This window comes from Streptomyces gobitricini (genome assembly GCF_039532985.1).
Taxonomy (GTDB): Bacteria; Actinomycetota; Actinomycetes; order Streptomycetales; family Streptomycetaceae; genus Streptomyces; species Streptomyces gobitricini.
In genome coordinates, this window is sequence record NZ_BAAASR010000030.1 from 124,867 (window position 1) to 143,760 (window position 18,894).

The window sequence follows — 18,894 nt, forward strand, 5'->3', positions numbered from 1 at the left end:
GCGGCATGCCGTCCCGGACAGCGCCCCGCCTCCCCGGCGGCCGCGTTCCCTGGCTGGGTCACGCCGCCGCCTTCGGCCGCGACCCGGTCGCCTTCCTGCGCCGCGGCCGTGAACGGATGGGCGGCGACTTCTCCTTCACCCTCCTGGGACAGCCGGTGGTCTTCCTGTGCGGCCGCCCCGCGCACGAGGCGGTGTTCCGCGCGGACGAGGCGGTGCTCAGCCCCAGGGAGGCGTACCGCTTCATGACACCGGTCTTCGGACCGGGCGTCGCCTACGACGCCGAACCGGAGGAGATGAGCCGGCAGATCGGCCATCTGCTCCCCGCCCTCACCTCGCGCAGCCTCGCCGGATACGCCCGGGTCATGGAGGAGGAGGCCGAGAGCCACTTCGCCGCCTGGGCCGAGCGCGGTGAGGCGGACCTGGTCGAGGTCATGAACGACCTCACCGTCGCCATCGCCACCCGCTGCCTGTTCGGTACCGGGTTCCGCGAGCGCATGGGTCCCGGGCTGCCGCGTCTCTACCACGACCTGGAGTCCGGCATCCGGCTGGCGGGGCTGCTCAGCCCCCGGCTGCCACTGCCGTCCTTCCGGCGCAGGGACCGGGCCCGCGCCGCGCTCAGCGCCACCCTGGTCCGCGTCATCGCCGAGCGCCGCGCGGCCGGCCCGGCCGGTGACGAGCCGCAGGACGTGCTCGCCGCCCTGATGGCGGCACGCACCCCGGACGGGGCGCCACTGCCCGACGAGACCGTCACCGGCCTCCTCATCGGCATGATCTTCGCCGGGCAGCACACCAGCGCGGTCCTCGCCGCCTGGACCGGCGTGCTGCTCCTGGACGACCCCGTGCGGGTGGCGGCCCTCGTCCGGGAGCAGGAGGACGCGATCGAGCGGGACGCGCCCCTCGACGTCCGGGCGCTGCGCCGCATGGAGCGGCTGGAGTGGTGCGTCCGCGAGGCCGAGCGCCTGCACCCGCCGCTGGTCGTGCTGATGCGCAAGGCCCTGCGGGACTTCCGGTACGGCGGCCGGCTCGTCCCGGCGGGCACCCTCGTCATGGTGTCACCGGCCGTCGCGCACCGGCAGCCGGAGGTCTTCCGTGACCCGGACCACTACGACCCGTCCCGGTACGGACCGGGACGCGAGGAACACGCCTGCCCGTACGCGCTGATCGGGTTCGGCGGCGGCAAGCACCGCTGCGTGGGCATGGCGTTCGCCTACCAGCAAGTGAAGATCATCTGGAGTGTGCTGCTGCGGCGGTTCGACCTCGAACTCGCCACCGGCCCGCACGTCCCCGACTACTCCACCCTCGTCCCCGCGCCACGCGCCCCCTGCCGGGTCCGCTACCGCCGGCGCTGCGCGCCGCTCGTGTCCGTACGACTCACGGAGGCCGACCGGTGAACACCCCCGCCGCTCGCCCGCCCGCCGGACCGCCCGACTTCACCACGGCGCGCCACAAGCGCCAGAGGGCGCGGGCCGCGGGCATGGACCCCGACTACTGGTACCCGGTCGAGTACGACAGGGCGGTAGCCCGCGGGCAGGTCGTGGAGACCCGCTTCTGGGGCCGGTCCATCGCCGTCTACCGGGGGCACGACGGCGTCCTGCGGGCCTTGGAGAACCGCTGTGCCCACCGCCAGCTCAAACTCTCGGGCGGCGAGGTCGACGGCTGCCACCTCACCTGTACGTACCACGGCTGGACGTACGACGGCGACGGGAAGGTGGTGCACTACGCCCACGACCTGTTCGGCCGGGCGGAGCCGGAGGTGCGGATCACCGGCTACCCGGTCACCACCCGCCACGGCCTGATCTGGATCTTTCCGGGTGACCCGGCGCGCGCGCGGGACCGCGCCATCCCGGACATCCCCGAGCTGGACGGGCCGAAGCCATGGGCGCGGATCGACGCCGACTACACCTGGCGCGCCCACCACTCGATGATCATCGACAACGTCAGCGACTTCACCCACGCCTACCTGCACCGCAAGTACCGCCCGTTCTGGGACGCACGGCTGACCCACTGCGAGGCGGTGGGCGACAGCGTCCGGCTCACCTACCGCACCAAGATCGGTGGCGGGCGCGTGACGGGGCGGTTCGTGGACCGCGAGCGGGTCGACACCACCTCCATCGACCTCGCCTTCGACTACCCGTACCAGCGTTCCGACACCGGCGGGTCCATCAAGCACTGGTGCTTCGTCCTGCCGATGGACCGCACGACCACCCGTGTGTTCTTCGTCTTCTACTTCGACTCCCTCACCGTCCCGGGAACCCGGCTGCGCGTTCCCCGCCCCCTCATGGGTCCCCTGATGAAGGCCGCCGGCGCGCTCGCGGTCCGACCGCTGCTGCGCGAGGACGGAGACGCCGTCGAGGCCGAACAGCGGGGCTACGAGGAGAACTTCACTTCACCCGTCGTCGAACTGAACCCGGCCGTCCACCTCTTCCAGGACCTCACCGTCCGCAAATGGCAGGACCACCTTGACCGAGAACGTGAAGCCGCCGAGCGCCGCACCGCACGCCGCCGTCCCCCACGCCGCCCCGGCGCCCCCGCTCCCCACGCCACGGACGGCGCACCGGCGCGCGACTGACCGGCTGCTCGCCCAGCAGCGCCCCGACGGCTGCTGGGAAGGGGAGATGGTGTGGAACACCATGATCCTGTCCCAGTACGTCATCGTGGCCCACATCGTCGGCAGGCCGACGGACCCGCGGGAGCGGGAGGCGATGGTCCAGCACTACCGCACGACCGTGACGGCGGACGGAGGGTGGGGGCTGCACCCGGAGTCGGCAACCTCCATGTACTGCACCGTGCTCGCCCATGTGGCGCTGCGGCTGCTCGGGGAGGACCCGGACGGGGAGTTGTGCCGACGGGCGGTGTCCTGGATGCGCGCCCAGCCGGGCGGTGTCCCCTCGGTTCCCGGCTGGGGGAAGTTCTGGCTGGCACTGGTGGGGCTGTACGACTACCGGGACGTCGCCCCCGCCCCGCCGGAAATCTTCCTCCTGCCGCGCCGGGCCCCGGTCCACCCGGACCGGCTCTACTGCCACACCCGTGCCATCTACCAGGCCATGGCGTACTTGTACGGCTGCCGCTACCGGGCCGGCCTGGGACCACTCGGCGGGGAGCTGCGCGCCGAACTGTTCGGCGAGCCGGACGCGCCGCCCCGCGCGGGGGGCTCAGGTCCCTCCGGCCACGGTGCGCTGCCGCGCGGGCGGCGCGCGTCCGGACCGGACGTCCACGTCCCGCCCGGTCGGCTGCTGCGCGCGGTGTACGCGCTGGCCCGCGGGTACGAGCGCCGCCCGGCGCGCCGGGTCCGGGACCGCGCGCTGGAGCGCTGCCGCCTGCGGGTCGTGCACGAACAGCGGGTCACGGCCGGGCTCGGCATCTCCCCGGTGAGCGCGCTGCTCAACGTCCTCGTGCTGCACCACAGCCGGCCGGGCTCCGGTGCGGCCGACGAGGCCCTCGCCGCTCTGGCGTACTGGCGCTGGGAGGACCACGACGGCATCCGGTACGCCGGGGCCCGCTCGCACACCTGGGACACCGCCTTCGCCGTGGAGGCCCTGCTCGCCGACGGGACGGCCACCGGGGCCACCGGCCGGGCCCTGGACCGGGCGACCGCGTTCCTGCGCGGCGCGCAGGTCTCGCGGGAGGTCCCCGACCCCGCGGTGACCGGCCGCTCTCCCGCCCTGGGCGGCTGGTGCTTCTCGGAGGGCGGGCACCGCTGGCCCGTCAGCGACTGTACGGCGGAGGCCGTCGCCGCCCTCCTGCACGTGCGCGGCCGACTGCCCCGGGAAGCCTGGATCACCCCTGGCCGGGTGGGTGAGGCCGCGCTGTTCCTCCTGGACCGGCAGAACCGGGACGGGGGCTTCGGCACGTACGAGAGACGGCGCGGCCCGCGGTGGCTGGAGGCGCTCAATCCGGCGGAGATGTTCAGCGACTGCGTCGTCGAGGGGTCCTACGTGGAGTGCACCGGCTCCGCGCTGGTCGCTCTCGCATCGCTGCCGCCCGGTGTTCCCGGGCTGTCCCCTGCCGCTGTCGCCCGGGCGCGGAAGCGGGCGGTCGCCTTCCTCCTCCGCGGCCAGGACGGGGACGGTTCCTGGCCCGCCGCCTGGGGTGTCAACCGGATCTACGGCACATGGTTCGCCGTGCGCGGTCTCCGCGCGGCCGGCCTGCCCGCCGCTCATCCGGCGCTGCGCCGCGCCGCCGACTGGCTGCGGGCGGTGCAGCGTGCGGACGGCGGCTGGGGGGAGCACCACCGCGGCTGCACCGAGAACCGGTACGTGGAGCACCGGGTCAGCCAGCCGGTGTCCACGGCATGGGCGCTGCTCGCACTCATGGAGGTCGCGCGGCAGGACGACCCGGCGGTCGAGGCGGGCGTCCGGTGGCTGTGCGCGCGGCAGGAGCCCGACGGCACGTGGGTCTCCTCGTCGGTCAACGGGGTGTTCTTCGGCACCGCGATGCTCGACTACCGCCTGTACGTCTCGTACTTCCCGGCCTGGGCGCTGGGCCGGTGGCTCCGGGCGGCGGACGCGGGTTCGGGTGGGCCGGGGTCTCAGTAGACGCGGGGGATGATCCGCCAGCGCACCTTCTGGCAGTACTCCTCGTAGGCGGCCCCGTACTTCTCCCGGCAGCGGCGTTCGTCGCGTCCGCAGCGGTCGAGGAGAAGCACCGCGAGGTAGACGAGGTAGAAGTACGGGAGGGCGTGTCCGTGCCCGACGGGGAGCGTCCAGGCGAGGGCGACCAGGAACTCCGGCAGGTAGTGGAAATGGCGCGCCAGGCCCCACCAGCCGGAATACAGCAGAAGGGACCGGTGGGTCTCGCCGTCGCCCGTGGTGAAGCGGGCGTGGATCAGCTTCGGCGGGCTGCCCCACACGCGGGTCTCGCCGTGCGTGCGGCGGACGCGCTGTTTCTGTTCGTCGGCCGAGTAGTTGAGGGCCAGAGCCGTGAGCCCGAGCAGCAGCAGGGCGGCTGAGGCCGTCCAGGACAACTGGCGGGGATGCGTGACGAGGTAGTGGCCGGCGAGCGTGTAGACACCCGGCAACCAGACGGTCACGCCCCAGCACAGGTAGTACCCGAACCGGTCGTGCATGATGTCGAGGGTCGCGCAGTACCCGTCCTCCCAGTAGAAGAACTTGAGGATGTAGGCGAGTTGCAGGAAGGCCGAGACCGCCATGGCGGAGGAGACGGATCCTGTCCGCTCGTACTGGGCGGCGCCGAACGAGACCGTGAGCAGGCTCCACGACATCATGCCGACCCGGCAGTTGAAGAGCTGCTTCAGGTCCAGTCCCCGGACCGACGGGTGGAGTTCCGTACCCCAGAAGTAGTCGAGGACCGGATGTCCGGTGGAACCCGCGTCGGGTCCGGACGGCCGGCGCAACCCTCTGTAGTACAGGACCAGGCACAGCCCGAAACAGAGCAGACACGCGGTGATCAGCAGGGAGCCGAACCGGTCGTAGAGGATTCCGGCGGGGAACAGCCGGAGACCGGCGGACGCGCCGAGGAAGACGGCATGGGTGACGAGGAGCGCACCGATTCCATTGGCCCGGTATACCGGGCGCACACCGGCCGGGGTGACCGGCCCGCGGTGGACGCGCCCCGGCAAAAGCTTCAGCAGTACCGCCTGGAAGAGCACGAAACCGCAGATCATCAAGGCGGCGGACAGGCTGGGCGCCGGCAGGTGGCGCAGTACCCGGGCGAATCCGGCCGGGGTCACGAGGGCCGCCAGTGAACCGTCCAGCCACACCCCGCATCCCCACAGCAGCAACACGACGGACGGTGTGACGGCGATCAGCACCAGCGGGAAGAGAAAACACCGCAGGAAAACCGTGGAACCACGGACACGTGAACGGGATTTCGGCAGGTCCGGTGTTACTCCATGCCGGTCCAGCCGCACTTCGTCATTGACCATGAATGGAATCTAGAGCAGCCCGTGACTAGCCTTTCCCGTGGCACGCGGGTCCATTCCGGCGCCGCTCATGTTCAGTACCGGACGAGGAAGGCGTAATGGTGCACAGACCCGTACGTGTGGCCGTGGTGGGTGCCGGAATGGCCGGTCTCGGCGCGGCGTGGGCCCTGAGCAGGAATGCCGACCGCTTCGATGTCCAGGTGTTCGAGGAGAAGCAGCGGATCGGCGGGAATGCCGCCACCGTGGACATGCCCCAGGCGTCCGGGGGGACTGTCCCCGTCGACATCTCGGTGACGGCTTTCATCCCTTCCGTATATCAGAATTTCGTCGCCCTGCTGCGGCACTGCGACATCACACCCGTCGAGACCCGCTTCTCCTACGCCGTGCATTACCGGGACGGTGTCCACGCCCATGATTTCGACGGTTCGCTGAAGCGGCGGTACCGCGAGGATCTGAGGAAATTCCGGCGCATGCTGCGGACGCTCAGGACGTTCGGCGTCTTCGGCAACCGTCCGTCCCGGCCGGCCGTCACCGCCAACCCCTTCAACTTCGTCAGCATGCGGCAGGCGCTGGACTGGTGGGGCATCTCCACCGGGTTCCGGTACGCGATCCTCAAGCCGATGTTCATCAACTTCGTCCTTGCCACCGACATCTTCTCCATGCCGGCCGCCATGTTCGCCCGCTACCTGGACTTCTTCGACGTGGAGAGGTCCACCCCCATGACGACCTGGCCGGGCGGCACCCGGGAGATCTACCGGCGGATGACGGCGGATTTCGCCGACCGCATCCATACCGGCCGCCCGGTGGCCGAGGTCCGTCGCGACGCGCGGGGGGCGACCGTACGGGACGCCACCGGCCGCGAGGAACGGTTCGACGCCGTGATCATGGCCTGCAACGCCAATCAGGCGCTGCCCCTGCTGGACCGTCCCTCCGCCCTGGAACGCCGCCTGCTGGGTGCCGTTCGCTACAACAGCGAGCTGCACCATCACGCCGTCGTGCACTACGACCCCTCCGTGCTGCCCGAGGACGACACCGACGTCCTGCGCACCCGCAGCACCTTCGTCCGGCAGTACGGAAGTCGGCCGGACAACTACGAGATCACCTACCTGATGCACAATCAGCAACCGTGGGCCCGGGACTCCGACCGCCCCCTGCTGGTGACGTACAACCCGGAAAGGCCGGTGCGTGCGGACGCCGTCGTCGCCCGGGAGTGGTTCCAGCACGTCGTTCACGACCTGCGGCACGTGCTGGTCCTCCAGCCGCTGCTGCCCCGGCTCCAGGGCCGTGACCACACCTGGTACTGCGGGGCCCACACCTGCATCAACAGCCAGGAGCATGCCCTGATCTCGGGGCTGAGCGTGGCCCGTCAGCTCGGCGCCGACTACCCCTTCGCAGACGATCCGCAGGCCGGGGTCTGGTTCGACTTCTACGGCCGCATGGTGGTGGGCCGTGCCTTCCGCGGCGCCTGAGGCGGCGAGCGGGAACGCGCGGCCGGTGGTAGCCGTGCTGCCGGGCTACTCCCCACGGAGGGCGGAGGCGGCGAGGGCCGGCATGCCGGGCCACGGAGTCGGTGTGCGGTGCCTGTGGGCGGTCGTCCAGACGGGGGAGCGCAGGCGTACGGCGAGCGGCTCGGGCGCACGCGGAACCGTCGCCGGGTCATGTCTCCCGAGGCCGTGACGCGCCGGCCGGGGCGGGGTGCGGGGCGCGGGGTGCGGGGGTGTCCGGCGGTGGCGGGTTGCGGAGGCTCTCCGCCGCGTCCGACACACGGCGCAGCAGGTCGAGGAGGACCGTCTGCTCGTCCGGGGCCAGGGGGGCGAGGAACACCTGGTTCATCCGGGCGGTGCGGACGGCCAGCCGCTTGTGCACGCGCAGGCCCTCGGCGGTGACGCGCAGCACGGAGCGGCGCCCGTCGTGCGGGTCGCGCACCTTGTCGACGAGTTCGCGGTCTGCCAGCCGACGGGCCACCTCGGCGATGGTGGAGCGGTCGAGCCCGACGCGCTCGCCGACCGTGCGCTGGTCCAGGGCGTCCTCCCCGACCAGGGTGTTGAGCACGGCGAACTGGGGGGAGGTGACCTCCTCCGAGACCATCGTGGTCCACAGCAGTGTGTGCGCCTGTTGCAGACGCCTGGCCAGGTGGCCCGGGTGGCTGCCGAGGTCGAGTGCGGGCACGGGGCACTCCTCTCTCCCCAGGGGTCGTGAGCCGGGTCAGTGTCTCACGGGAATGTAGCCGCACTGAGGGTCTTGACCGGCGCTGGTCCCGCTGTCAGGCTGCTGACCGACGACAGATGCTCAGTGTACTGAGTAATTGCCGACCGGGAGGAAGCGGCGGATGGACAAGGTGGTGGCCACAGCCGCGCAGGCCGTGGCCGATGTGTACGACGGGGCGTCGTTCGCCGTCGGCGGCTTCGGCCTCAGCGGCGTACCGAACGTGCTCGTCCAGGCCGTGCACGCGACCGGGATCACCGGCATCGGCGTGGTGTCCAACAACTGCGGCGCCATGGACTCCGGCCTCGCGGTCCTGCTCGCCGCCGGGCGCATCGCCCGCGTCACCGGCTCGTACATCGGCGCCAACAAGGAGTTCGCCCGCCAGTACCTCGCCGGCGAACTGGAGGTCGAGCTCATCCCGCAGGGCACCCTCGCCGAACGGCTGCGGGCCGGCGGCGCGGGCATCCCCGCCTTCTACACCCCCGCCGGCGTCGGCACCCAGGTCGCCGACGGCGGCCTGCCCTGGCGGTACGACGGGAACGGCGGCGTGGCGCTCGCCTCCCCGCCCAAGGAGGTCCGGGAGTTCGACGGTGTGCCGTACGTCCTCGAACGCGGCATCCGCACCGACTTCGCACTGGTCCGCGCGGCCAGGGGCGACCGCCACGGCAACCTGGTCTTCGCCAAGTCCGCCCGCAACTTCAACCCCCTCGCGGCCATGGCCGGCCGGATCACCGTCGCCGAGGTCGAGGAGCTGGTCGAACCCGGCGGGATCGACCCGGACCACGTCCACCTGCCCGGCGTCTTCGTCCAGCGCGTCGTGGCCCTCACCCCCGAGCAGGCCGCCGACAAGAAGATCGAGAACCGTACGACCCGGAGCCGTACGACCCGGAAGGCGGGCGCCTGATGGCCTGGACACGCGACGAGATGGCCGCCCGCGCCGCCGCCGAACTGCGCGACGGCGAGTACGTCAACCTCGGCATCGGCCTGCCCACCCTCATCCCCGGACACCTCCCCGACGGGGTCCACGTCGTCCTCGAATCCGAGAACGGCATCCTCGGCACCGGCCCCTACCCGTACGAGGACGAGGTCGACCCCGACCTCGTCAACGCGGGCAAGGAGACCGTCACCGTCCTGCCCGGCGCCTCCTACTTCGACTCGGCACTCTCCTTCGGGATGATCCGCGGCGGTCACATCGACGTCGCCGTCCTGGGCGCCATGCAGGTCTCGACCACCGGCGACCTCGCCAACTGGGCCGTCCCCGGCAAGCTCGTCACCGGCATCGGGGGCGCCATGGACCTCGTGCACGGCGCCCGCCGCGTCATCGTCACCATGACCCACACCGCGAAGGACGGCAGCCCCAAGATCGTCGAGGAGTGCACCCTGCCCCTCACCGGCCGCGCCTGCGTCCACCGGATCATCACGGACCTGGGGGTCCTGGACGTCACCGGTGACGGCCTGGTCCTGGCCGAGACCGCCCCCGGCGTCACCCCCGACGAGATCCGGCGGGCGACCGCCGCCCCCGTCCGCACGGCCCGCTAGGCCGGAAGGAGCCCACCACCATGGCACTCACCCAGGCCGAGATGGACCGCCGGATCGTCCGGCAGCGCGACGCGTACGAAAAGGCCGTCGCCGACGGCGCCCCGCGCTCCGACCACCCGGCCCGCGACTACCCGCCGTACCGCTCCAGCCTGCTGCGCCACCCGCACCAGCCGCTCGCCACCATCGCCACCGCCCGCGACCCGGAGGCGGTCGAACTGGCCTCGCCCGTCTTCGGCGGCACCGACGTCACCGAGCTCGACAACGACCTCACCCGGCAGCACGCGGGTGAGCCGCTCGGTGAGCGCATCACCGTCACCGGGCGCGTCCTCGACCGCGACGGCCGTCCCGTACGCGGCCAGCTCGTCGAACTGTGGCAGGCCAACGCCTCCGGACGGTACGCCCACCAGCGCGACCAGCACCCCGCACCGCTCGACCCCCACTTCACCGGCGTCGGCCGCACCCTCACCGACGACGACGGCGGCTACACCTTCACGACCGTCAAGCCCGGCGCCTACCCCTGGCGCAACCACACCAACGCCTGGCGCCCCGCCCACATCCACTTCTCGCTCTTCGGCTCCGCGTTCACCCAGCGCCTCGTCACGCAGATGTACTTCCCCGGCGACCCGCTCTTCCCCCACGACCCGATCCTCCAGTCCGTCACCGACGCCGCCGCGCGGCAGCGGCTCGTCGCGACGTACGACCACAGCCTGTCGCAGCCCGAATGGGCCCTCGGCTACCGCTGGGACATCGTCCTCGACGGCCCCGCCGCCACCTGGACGGAGGAAGGCCGTTGAACACCCTGAGGCCCACCCCCTCGCACACCGTCGGCCCCTTCTACGGGTACGCCCTCCCCTTCCCCGGCGGGGGCGACGTCGCGCCGGCCGGCCACCCGGACACGATCACGGTCCACGGCCGGGTCCTCGACGGCGAGGGCGCCCCCGTGCCCGACGCACTGGTCGAGGTCTGGGGCCCCGGCCCGGACGGTGAACTGCCGCGCACCGGCGGCTCGATGCGCCGCGACCCGGTGACCGGCGGGCACCTCGGCCGCAACGGGACCGACTTCACCGGCTTCGGCCGCGTACCGACCGACGCCGACGGGCACTGGGCGGTACGCACCCTCCGCCCCGGCGCGCGCGGCGACAACGCGCCGTACCTGAGCGTCTGCCTCTTCGCCCGGGGCCTGACCCACCACCTGTTCACGCGTGTCCACCTGCCGGAGAACACGGACGCCCTGGCCGCCGACCCGCTCCTCGCCTCCCTCGACCCCGCGCGCCGCGCGACGCTCGTCGCCCAGGCCGGACCACGCGGCACGTACCGGTTCGACATCCGGTTGCAGGGCGAGGGGGAGACCGTCTTCCTGGAGTTCACATGACGTACGACGACGGGCTCCTGGCCCCCGGACGGGCGGGGACACCGGCCGAGGAGACCACCTCCGACAGGGCCTTCCTGCGGGCGATGCTCGACGCCGAGGCCGCCCTCGCCCGCGTCCAGGCGCCGCCGGAGGCCGCCCGGGCGATCACGGACGCCTGCGCGGGCCACTTCGACGCCCGGGACCTGGCACTGCGGGCCCGCTCCGGGGGGAACCCGGTGATCCCGCTGGTCGCGGACCTGACCGCCGCCGTACCGGAGCACGCCCGGCCGTACGTGCACCGCGGCGCCACCAGCCAGGACATCCTCGACACGGCCGCCATGCTCGTCGCCGCCCGCACCCTCGCCCCGGTCCTGGCGGACCTGGAACGCGCCGCCGGGGCCCTGCGGGCGCTCGCCGCCGAGCACCGCGACACCGTGATGCCCGGACGCACCCTCACCCAGCACGCCGTGCCCACCACCTTCGGCCTCAAGGCGGCCGGCTGGCGGAGCATGCTGCTGGACGCCCGCGACCGCGTCGCGGCCGTCCGCGGCCGGCTGCCCGCCCAACTCGGCGGCGCGGCCGGCACGCTGGCGGCCTTCACGGCACACGGCTGCGACGACGCGCCCGCGCTCGTCGCCGCCTACGCGCGCGAGGTCGGCCTCGCCGAGCCCCTGCTGCCCTGGCACACGCTCCGTACCCCGGTGGCCGACCTGGCGGGCGCCCTCGCCCTCACCGCCGGGGCGCTGGGCAAGACGGCGGCCGACGTGCTGGTCCTGTCCCGTACCGAGATCGGCGAGGTGAGCGAGGGCGACGGCGGCGGGTCGTCCGCCATGCCGCACAAGGCCAACCCCGTGCGCGCCACCCTCGTCGCGGCCGCCGCCCGCCGCGCGCCCGCCCACGCGGCCGTGCTGTACGGCTCGCTCGTCGCCGAGGACGAGCGGCCCGCCGGGGCCTGGCACGCCGAATGGGAGCCGCTGCGGGACCTGCTGCGGCTCGTCGGCGGCGCCGCCCACGACACCGCGCGCCTCGCCGAGGGACTGCGCGTGCACCCCGCGCGGATGCGCGCCGACCTGGACCTCACCGACGGACTGATCGTCTCCGAACGGCTCCGGGCCCACGTCCCGAAGGACCGCCTGACGCAGGCGGCCCAGGAGGTCCGTACGACGGGCAGACCCCTCGCCGAGGTCCTCGGCATCGCGCCCGGACTGACCGATCCCACCCACTACACCGGCGCGGCGGCGCGGCTCACCGACCGTGCACTGGAACGCCGATGAACCTGCTCCACCATGTCGCCGAGGGCCCTGCCACCGCGCCCCCCGTCCTCCTCGGGCCCTCCCTCGGCACCTCCACCGCGCTGTGGGACGACGTCGCCCCCGGCCTGCCGTACCGGTGCGTCCGATGGGACCTGCCCGGCCACGGATCCGCCCCGGCCGGCCTGGTCGCCCCCGGGGCCACCGTCGCGGACCTCGCCGCCCATGTCCTGCGTCTCGCCGACGCGCTGGATCTGGAGCGGTTCCACTACGCGGGCGTGTCGCTGGGGGGCGCCGTGGGGCTGTGGCTCGCCGTCCACCACCCCGAGCGGCTGCACCGGCTGGCCGTCGTCTGCTCCTCCGCCCACTTCGGCGCCCCCGGCCCCTGGCGCGAACGGGCCGCCCTGGTACGCCGCGAGGGCACCGCGCCCCTCGCCGCGACGGCACCCGCGCGCTGGTTCACCCCCGGGTTCACCGCCCCCCGCCTGGTCGAGGACCTGCGCCGGGCCGACCCGGCGGCGTACGCCGCGTGCTGCGACGCCCTCGCCGCGTACGACCTGCGCCCCGACCTGCCGGCGGTCACGGTTCCCACCCTGGTGGTGGCCGGCCTCCAGGACCCGGCGACGCCGCCCGCCCACGCCCGAGAGCTCGCCGACGCGATCCCGGGCGCGGTCCTCACCGAGCTCCCGGACGCCTCGCACCTGGCCCCCGCGGAACAGCCCGCCGCCGTCCTGGCCGCACTCCGCGAGCACTTCGGCGCGGCGTGACCGGACTTGGCGGCGGCCACCGCCGCGGGTCCCGCCCGTGACGCGATCAGCGCCGTCCCGCTCCCGACCCCCGCCCCTCGTGCGCCGAGGCGTCCCGGGGCCCGGCGGGTCCTGGCGGAACGGGGCCCGGCGGACGGGGCCGCGACCGGACGGTCCGGAGTCCCCGGCCGGCCGCGCCACCGCGGGCCGGTCGCCCGCGCCCGGGGTCCACGCACCGGGCCGCGAGCCGCCTGCGCGTCGCGTCCTAGTCGTCGCCGGGTGCCGTCCCGGCGGCGGCCAGCGCCTTGGCCACCTGGGTCTCGGTGGCCGCCTTGGTGATGCCGAGGCCGGTGAGGAGCCCCTGGCCGTCCTCGAACTCCAGCAGGGCGAGCAGGAGGTGCTCCGTCCCGACGTGGCGGTGGCCCAGGCGCAGGGCCTCGCGGAAGGTCAGCTCCAGGACCTTCTTCGACCGGGCGTCGAAGGGGACCAGGTCGGGGGCGGCGTCCGCCTTCGGCGGCAGGGCGGCGGCGGCTTCCTGCCGGACCGTGTCCAGGAGGGCTCCCTGCGCGACGACCGCCTTGGCCGCCATCCCCTCCGGCTCGTGCAGCAGCCCCAGCACCAGGTGCTCGGGGTGGATCTCGTCGTTGCCCGCCGCGCGTGCCTCGTTCTGCGCGGCCATCACGACGTTGCGGGCACGCGGGGTGAAGCGGCCGAACCCCTGGGAGGGGTCGAGGTCCGAGGACTCGCCGGCCTTCGGTACGAAGCGCTTCTGGGCGGCCTGCCTGGTCACGCCCATGCTCCTGCCGATGTCCGTCCAGGAAGCGCCCGAGCGCCTGGCCTGGTCGACGAAGTGGCCGATCAGGTGGTCGGCCACCTCGCCGAGGTGGTCCGCGGCGAGCACCGCGTCGGAGAGCTGGTCGAGCGCGTCGGTGTGGACTTGCTTGATGGCCTCGATCAGGTCGTCGAGGCGGACGGGGGGCGTCATTCCGACTGGTTTCGTCATGCGTCAACCGTAAGTTGACATCCGAGTGGCGTCAACCCGAAGTTGACATATCACCGGCCCCTCTCGTGTTCGTAACTCCGAACATTGATCGGCTCGTTGGAGATTGTCTGCGCAAGTCATTGACGCCAACGGCGTTCGAATCTACGGTCCCGTTCGAAGTTACGAGCGTCATTCGAAATCCCGAACGAGAGTGATACAGGGGGTGGGGATGGGACTTCCTTCCCTGAGCCGCAGACAGGTGCTCGCCGCGACGGGCGGCGTGCTGGCGGCCGGCTGCGCCGCGCCACAGACCGTCGGAGAGGGGCGTACCAGGCTCCGCTACTGGCACCTCTTCGGAGGCGGCGACGGCATCAACATGCAGACGATGCTGGACGCCTTCCGGGCCCGGCACCCGCACATCGCCGTCGAGGCCGCCACCTTCCAGTGGGGAGCCCCGTACTACACCAAGCTCGGCATGGCCGGAGCCGGCGGCCGGGCACCCGAGGTGGCCGTACTCCACCTCGCCCGGCTCGCCGGATTCGCCCCCGGCCGGCTGCTCGACCCCTTCGACCTCGACCTGCTCGCCCAGCACGGCGTCCACGCCGACGACTTCCCCGACGGCATCTGGCGGCGCGGCGCCGTGGACGGAACGCAGTACGCCATCCCGCTCGACACCCACCCCATGGTGCTGTTCCACAACACCGAGATCTGTCGGCGGGCCGGACTGCTCGACGCCGACGGGAAGCTCCGCCCCATCAAGGGGGCCGACCGGTTCACCGCGGCCCTCCGCGCCGTCACCGAGGTCACCGGCCGGCCCGCCCTCGTCACCGAGACCCTCGGCGCCGACTGCATCGGCCCCTGGCGGCTGTTCTCCACCCTCTACTCCCAACTCGGCGGCGCCGTCCTGTCACCCGACGGCACGAGCCTCGCCATCGACGACACCAAGGCGCTCACCGCGCTCGAGTACATGCGCATGCTCGTCGCGGAGGGCCTCGCCGTCCGGCGCGTCGACTACGTCGGAGCCATCGGCGTCTTCAACAACGGGAGGACCGGCTTCTACCTCAACGGCGAATGGGAGATCAGCTCCTTCCTCACCACCGGACTGCCGTTCTCCGTGACCCGGGTGCCGAACCTCTTCGGCCGCCCCACCGCCCAGGCCGACTGCCACGCCTTCGTCCTGCCGCACCAGAACGGCAGAGGGGGAGCCACCAACGAGGCCGCGCACGCCTTCGTCGCCTGGATGCTCAAGAACACCGTCGAGTGGGCGAAGGGCGGCCACGTACCCGCCTATCTCCCCACCCTGGCGAAGCCCGAGTACCTGAAGCTCACCCCGCAGTCCGCCTACCGTTCGGTCGTCGACGACGTGGCGCTCGACGAGCCCGCCTGGTTCGCCGGCTCCGCCTCCGTCATGTGGATCGAACTGGGCGCCGTCTTCTCCGGCGTCCTCACCGGCTCCCGCACCCCCCGGAACGCCCTCGCCGAGGCCAAGGCCCGGCTGCGCACCCTGCTCGAAACGCCCAACCCCTTCGGAGGAGCCGCGTGAGCCACGTACCTCCGCCAGTACGGCGCCACTGGAGCGAACACGGGCTCGTCTTCATCGCCCCCTTCCTCCTCGTCTACGGACTCTTCCTCCTCTGGCCGCTGCTCTCCGGCATCGGCATGAGCATGAGCAGCGACAACATCGCCGGCATCGGCGGCGACTTCATCGGCCTCGACAACTACGCCGAGGCACTCCAGGACCCGAACGTCTGGTCCTCCCTGTGGAACACCGTCTGGTTCACGGTCCTGTCGACCGTCCCCCTGGTCCTCACCGGCCTGGGCCTCGCCCTGCTCGCCCACCACCTGCGCTTCGCGCAGTGGCTCTGGCGCCTCTCCTGGTTCGCGCCGTTCCTGCTGCCCTCCGGCGTGGTGGGCCTGCTGTTCCTGTGGGTGATCTACCCGGCCGACTTCGGCTTCGCCGACCAGGCGCTCGCCGCCGTCGGCCTGCACCCCGGCATCGGCTGGCTCACCGACGAGCGGTACGCGATGCTCTCCATCGTCCTCACCACCGTGTGGTGGACCGTCGGCTTCAACTTCCTGCTCTACCTGGCCGCGCTCCAGGCCATCCCGCAGCACCTGTACGAAGCCGCCGCACTCGACGGCGCGGGCCCCTGGCGCCGGCTGCGCCACATCACCCTGCCCATGCTGCGCACCACCACGGGCGTCGTCGTCGTCCTCCAGGTCCTGGCCTCGCTGAAGATCTTCGACCAGGTCTACATCATGACCGGCGGCGGCCCCGACGACGCGACGCGGCCGATCCTCCAGTACGTCTTCCAGGCCGGCTTCACCGGCTACCGGATCGGATACGCGTCGGCCGTCTCCTACGTCTTCTTCGCCCTGATCCTGCTCGTCTCCCTGGTGCAGCTGCGCCTGTCCCGCCGTACGCGTGAGGAGAACGCCCGATGAGACCCCGCTGGACGCCCGGCCGGGCGGCGATGCTGCTCGCCGCGCTCGCCCTGGTGGTGGTCTGGGTGCTGCCGCTCGCCTGGGCCGTGGCCACCTCCCTGAAGCCGGAGAGCGAGACGACGAAGACGCCCCTGGAGTGGTTCGGCTCGACGCTCACCCTCGACGCCTACCGGCAGGTGTGGGCGTCCGGCGACCTCCCCCAGTGGATGGTCAACTCCGCCTACATCTCCGTCATGACGACCCTGCTCACCGTCGTCCTGTGCGCGATGGCCGCCTACGGCTTCTCCCGCACCGCCTTCCGCGGCCGTCGGACCCTGTACGGGATCGTCCTCGCCGGCATCATGGTGCCGCCGCAGGTGCTGATCGCCCCCCTGTTCGCGGAGATGGTCCAGCTCGGGCTCGTCGACACCTACTGGGGCGTCATCCTGCCGCAGGTCGCCGTACCCGCGATGGTGTTCATCCTGGTCAAGTTCTTCGACGGCGTGCCGCGCGAACTGGAGGAGGCCGCCTTCGTGGACGGCGCCGGGCGCTGGCGGGTCTTCTGGACGATCGTGATGCCGCTGTCGCGGCCGGTCCTCGCCGCGGTCGCGATCTTCACCTTCATCTCCACCTGGAACAACTTCCTCTGGCCGTTCCTGGTCACCACCGACCCCAACGGCATGACCCTCCCCGTCGGGCTCGTCAGCGTCCAGTCGTCCTACGGCCTGCGGTACGCCCAGATGATGGCCTCCGTGGTCATCGCGGGACTTCCGCTCCTGATCGTCTTCGCGCTCTTCCAGCGCCAGATCGTCCGAGGCGTCGCCCACACCGGCCTGGCCGGCCAGTAGCGGGCGCCGCCCATGGCGGCGGACCGCCGCACACGCCCCGACAATCCCGCCGCCGCCCCTGCGCCGGCGCCTCCACGCACCGACCCCGGAAAGGAACCCCATGACCGCCCCCACGGGCCCCGCCGCCCGCTTCGCCCTCGACCCCGCCTTCGCCGTCGGCGAGGTCGACCCCCGCCTCTTCGGCTCGTTCGTCGAACACCTCGGCCGCTGTGTCTACACCGGCATCCACGAGCCGGGCCATCCCACCGCCGACGAGGCCGGGCTGCGTACCGACGTACTCGCCCTCATCCGCGAACTCGGCGTCACCACCATCCGCTACCCCGGCGGCAACTTCGTCTCCGGTTACCGGTGGGAGGACGGTGTCGGCCCGGTGGAGCAGCGGCCCCGGCGACTGGACCTCGCCTGGCGCTCCACCGAGACCAACCGCTTCGGGCTCGCCGAGTACATGGCCTTCCTCAAGAAGATCGGGCCGCACGCCGAGCCCATGATGGCAGTCAATCTCGGCACGCGCGGTGTCGCCGAGGCGCTCGACCTCCAGGAGTACGCCAACCACCCCGGTGGCACCGAGCTGTCCGAGCGGCGCGTCGCCCACGGCGACAAGGAGCCGTACGGCATCCGGCTGTGGTGCCTCGGGAACGAGATGGACGGCCCCTGGCAGCTGGGCCACAAGACGGCCCGGGAGTACGGGCGGCTCGCCGCCGAGACGGCGCGCGCCATGCGCCAGATGGACCGGGACGTCGAACTGGTGGCGTGCGGCAGCTCGGGACGCTCCATGGAGACCTTCGCCGAATGGGAGGCGACCGTACTCGCCGAGGCGTACGACGACGTCGACTACATCTCGCTCCACGCCTACTACGAGGAACGGGACGGCGACCGGGACTCCTTCCTCGCCTCCGCCGTCGACATGGAGGCCTTCATCGAGGAGGTCGTCGCCACCTGCGACCACGTCGGCGCGCGGCTGAAGTCCTCGAAGCGGATCAACCTCTCGTTCGACGAGTGGAACGTCTGGTACCTCAGCCGCTACCAGCACCAGGCCGCCACCCAGCCCCTCGACTGGCCGGAGGCCCCGCGCCTGCTGGAGGACAGCTACTCGGTCACCGACGCCGTCGTCTTCGGCTCCCTGCTCATCGCCCTGCTGCGGCACGCCGACCGGGTCACCGTCGCCTGTCTCGCCCAGCTCGTCAACGTCATCGCCCCGATCATGACCGAGCCGGGCGGGCCCGCCTGGCGGCAGACCACCTTCTTCCCGTTCGCCCAGGCCTCCCGCCACGGGCGGGGCCGCGTCCTGGACGTACGGGTCGACTCACCCACGTACACGACGGCCGCGTACGGCGAGGTGCCGCTGCTGCACGCCACGGCGGTACGCGGCGACGACGGCGCCGTCACCGTGTTCGCCGTCAACCGGGACCGCCACGCGCCCCTCCCGCTCGAAGTGTCCCTGCGCGGGCTGGACCTGACCCGCGTCGTGGAGCACTCCGCGCTCGCCGACGCCGACCCCGACGCCCGCAACACCCTCGACGACCCGGAGCGCGTCACCCCGCACGCCGTGCCGACGACCACCCTGACGGACGGCGTCCTGCGCGCCGTACTGGAGCCGATGTCGTGGAACGTCATCCGGCTCGGAGCGGCGGGGGAGGGGCCCCGGCCATCGGATGGCCGGAAGTAGCC

16 protein-coding genes and 1 pseudogene are annotated in these 18,894 nt (G+C 72.4%); 14 read left to right on the forward strand and 3 right to left on the reverse strand.

What is annotated here, in order from left to right:
- Positions 1 to 5 precede the first annotated feature (5 nt).
- The 3 genes from ABD347_RS25275 to ABD347_RS25285 are packed head-to-tail and all read left to right on the forward strand — an operon-like array spanning position 6 to position 4,535.
- The gene (locus ABD347_RS25275; protein WP_344365389.1) at positions 6 to 1,391 is read left to right on the forward strand and encodes a cytochrome P450; all 1,386 of its coding nucleotides are present in this window, start codon (positions 6 to 8) and stop codon (positions 1,389 to 1,391) included.
- Positions 1,388 to 2,569, forward strand: coding sequence for a Rieske 2Fe-2S domain-containing protein (locus ABD347_RS25280; protein ID WP_344365391.1), 1,182 nt, complete (start codon positions 1,388 to 1,390; stop codon positions 2,567 to 2,569). The genes ABD347_RS25275 and ABD347_RS25280 overlap by 4 nt, the downstream gene beginning before the upstream one ends.
- Complete coding sequence (locus ABD347_RS25285) at positions 2,460 to 4,535, forward strand: prenyltransferase/squalene oxidase repeat-containing protein (RefSeq protein ID WP_344365394.1); 2,076 nt, start codon at positions 2,460 to 2,462, stop codon at positions 4,533 to 4,535. Before ABD347_RS25280 ends, ABD347_RS25285 begins: the two co-directional genes overlap by 110 nt.
- Here the strand turns inward: ABD347_RS25285 and ABD347_RS25290 are convergent.
- Positions 4,529 to 5,884 carry a phosphatidylethanolamine N-methyltransferase family domain-containing protein gene (locus ABD347_RS25290; RefSeq protein WP_344365397.1) on the reverse strand — a complete coding sequence of 452 codons (1,356 nt, stop codon included), beginning with the start codon at positions 5,882 to 5,884 and terminating at the stop codon, positions 4,529 to 4,531. The two genes, ABD347_RS25285 and ABD347_RS25290, sit on opposite strands and share 7 nt — an antisense overlap.
- A 95-nt stretch (positions 5,885 to 5,979) precedes the next feature.
- Between ABD347_RS25290 and ABD347_RS25295 the strand changes: the two genes are divergently transcribed.
- The gene (locus tag ABD347_RS25295; protein ID WP_344365398.1) at positions 5,980 to 7,350 is read left to right on the forward strand and encodes an FAD-dependent oxidoreductase; all 1,371 of its coding nucleotides are present in this window, start codon (positions 5,980 to 5,982) and stop codon (positions 7,348 to 7,350) included.
- A 187-nt stretch (positions 7,351 to 7,537) separates the two neighbouring features.
- On the opposite strand, the gene ABD347_RS25300 is transcribed toward ABD347_RS25295, so the two are convergent.
- Complete coding sequence (locus ABD347_RS25300) at positions 7,538 to 8,050, reverse strand: MarR family winged helix-turn-helix transcriptional regulator (protein ID WP_344365400.1); 513 nt, start codon at positions 8,048 to 8,050, stop codon at positions 7,538 to 7,540.
- A 160-nt stretch (positions 8,051 to 8,210) separates the two neighbouring features.
- Here ABD347_RS25300 and ABD347_RS25305 point away from each other — a divergent pair, with 160 nt between their 5' ends.
- The 6 genes and pseudogenes from ABD347_RS25305 to ABD347_RS25330 all read left to right on the forward strand — a co-directional run.
- Positions 8,211 to 8,990 carry a CoA transferase subunit A gene (locus ABD347_RS25305; protein ID WP_344365402.1) on the forward strand — a complete coding sequence of 260 codons (780 nt, stop codon included), beginning with the start codon at positions 8,211 to 8,213 and terminating at the stop codon, positions 8,988 to 8,990.
- Entirely contained in the window at positions 8,990 to 9,625 is a 636-nt protein-coding gene (locus tag ABD347_RS25310; RefSeq protein ID WP_344365403.1) for a CoA transferase subunit B, read from the forward strand. The genes ABD347_RS25305 and ABD347_RS25310 overlap by 1 nt, the downstream gene beginning before the upstream one ends.
- Before the next feature lie 20 nt (positions 9,626 to 9,645).
- Positions 9,646 to 10,419 carry a protocatechuate 3,4-dioxygenase subunit beta gene (gene pcaH, locus ABD347_RS25315; protein WP_344365406.1) on the forward strand — a complete coding sequence of 258 codons (774 nt, stop codon included), beginning with the start codon at positions 9,646 to 9,648 and terminating at the stop codon, positions 10,417 to 10,419.
- Positions 10,347 to 10,997: a protocatechuate 3,4-dioxygenase subunit alpha gene (gene pcaG, locus ABD347_RS25320; RefSeq protein ID WP_425575760.1), complete on the forward strand. Its 651-nt coding sequence runs from the start codon at positions 10,347 to 10,349 to the stop codon at positions 10,995 to 10,997. The genes pcaH and pcaG overlap by 73 nt, the downstream gene beginning before the upstream one ends.
- On the forward strand, positions 10,994 to 12,250 hold the full coding sequence (gene pcaB / locus ABD347_RS25325; protein WP_344365409.1) for a 3-carboxy-cis,cis-muconate cycloisomerase: 1,257 nt from the start codon (positions 10,994 to 10,996) through the stop codon (positions 12,248 to 12,250). The genes pcaG and pcaB overlap by 4 nt, the downstream gene beginning before the upstream one ends.
- Positions 12,247 to 12,981 (forward strand): annotated as a pseudogene (locus ABD347_RS25330) (alpha/beta fold hydrolase); the annotation flags it as partial. The gene pcaB and the pseudogene ABD347_RS25330, both read left to right, overlap by 4 nt.
- Before the next feature lie 256 nt (positions 12,982 to 13,237).
- Here ABD347_RS25330 and ABD347_RS25335 read toward each other — a convergent pair.
- Positions 13,238 to 13,975: a Clp protease N-terminal domain-containing protein gene (locus ABD347_RS25335; RefSeq protein WP_344365411.1), complete on the reverse strand. Its 738-nt coding sequence runs from the start codon at positions 13,973 to 13,975 to the stop codon at positions 13,238 to 13,240.
- Between the two features lie 208 nt (positions 13,976 to 14,183).
- Between ABD347_RS25335 and ABD347_RS25340 the strand changes: the two genes are divergently transcribed.
- The 4 genes from ABD347_RS25340 (at position 14,184) to arfA (ending at position 18,892) form a co-directional block, all read left to right on the forward strand.
- Positions 14,184 to 15,497: an extracellular solute-binding protein gene (locus tag ABD347_RS25340; protein WP_344365413.1), complete on the forward strand. Its 1,314-nt coding sequence runs from the start codon at positions 14,184 to 14,186 to the stop codon at positions 15,495 to 15,497.
- The gene (locus tag ABD347_RS25345; protein ID WP_344365416.1) at positions 15,494 to 16,399 is read left to right on the forward strand and encodes a carbohydrate ABC transporter permease; all 906 of its coding nucleotides are present in this window, start codon (positions 15,494 to 15,496) and stop codon (positions 16,397 to 16,399) included. Before ABD347_RS25340 ends, ABD347_RS25345 begins: the two co-directional genes overlap by 4 nt.
- Positions 16,396 to 17,226 carry a carbohydrate ABC transporter permease gene (locus ABD347_RS25350; RefSeq protein ID WP_344365419.1) on the forward strand — a complete coding sequence of 277 codons (831 nt, stop codon included), beginning with the start codon at positions 16,396 to 16,398 and terminating at the stop codon, positions 17,224 to 17,226. The genes ABD347_RS25345 and ABD347_RS25350 overlap by 4 nt, the downstream gene beginning before the upstream one ends.
- Positions 17,227 to 17,326: 100 nt before the next feature.
- Positions 17,327 to 18,892 (forward strand): arabinosylfuranosidase ArfA, encoded by a 1,566-nt coding sequence (gene arfA / locus ABD347_RS25355; protein WP_344365421.1) that lies wholly within the window; start codon positions 17,327 to 17,329, stop codon positions 18,890 to 18,892.
- The last annotated feature ends 2 nt before the right edge of the window (positions 18,893 to 18,894 follow it).

Bases quoted from the DNA above. Each gene is read 5' to 3' on its own strand.
- ABD347_RS25290 (WP_344365397.1), bottom strand. From the start codon at position 5,884: ATGGTCAATGACGAAGTGCGGCTGGACCGGCATGGAGTAACACCGGAC.
- ABD347_RS25305 (WP_344365402.1), top strand. From the start codon at position 8,211: ATGGACAAGGTGGTGGCCACAGCCGCGCAGGCCGTGGCCGATGTGTAC.
- pcaH (WP_344365406.1), top strand. From the start codon at position 9,646: ATGGCACTCACCCAGGCCGAGATGGACCGCCGGATCGTCCGGCAGCGC.
- ABD347_RS25295 (WP_344365398.1), top strand. From the start codon at position 5,980: ATGGTGCACAGACCCGTACGTGTGGCCGTGGTGGGTGCCGGAATGGCC.
- ABD347_RS25310 (WP_344365403.1), top strand. From the start codon at position 8,990: ATGGCCTGGACACGCGACGAGATGGCCGCCCGCGCCGCCGCCGAACTG.
- pcaB (WP_344365409.1), top strand. From the start codon at position 10,994: ATGACGTACGACGACGGGCTCCTGGCCCCCGGACGGGCGGGGACACCG.
- ABD347_RS25340 (WP_344365413.1), top strand. From the start codon at position 14,184: ATGGGACTTCCTTCCCTGAGCCGCAGACAGGTGCTCGCCGCGACGGGC.
- ABD347_RS25335 (WP_344365411.1), bottom strand. From the start codon at position 13,975: ATGACGAAACCAGTCGGAATGACGCCCCCCGTCCGCCTCGACGACCTG.
- arfA (WP_344365421.1), top strand. From the start codon at position 17,327: ATGACCGCCCCCACGGGCCCCGCCGCCCGCTTCGCCCTCGACCCCGCC.
- ABD347_RS25275 (WP_344365389.1), top strand. From the start codon at position 6: ATGCCGTCCCGGACAGCGCCCCGCCTCCCCGGCGGCCGCGTTCCCTGG.
- pcaG (WP_425575760.1), top strand. From the start codon at position 10,347: ATGGGCCCTCGGCTACCGCTGGGACATCGTCCTCGACGGCCCCGCCGC.
- ABD347_RS25350 (WP_344365419.1), top strand. From the start codon at position 16,396: ATGAGACCCCGCTGGACGCCCGGCCGGGCGGCGATGCTGCTCGCCGCG.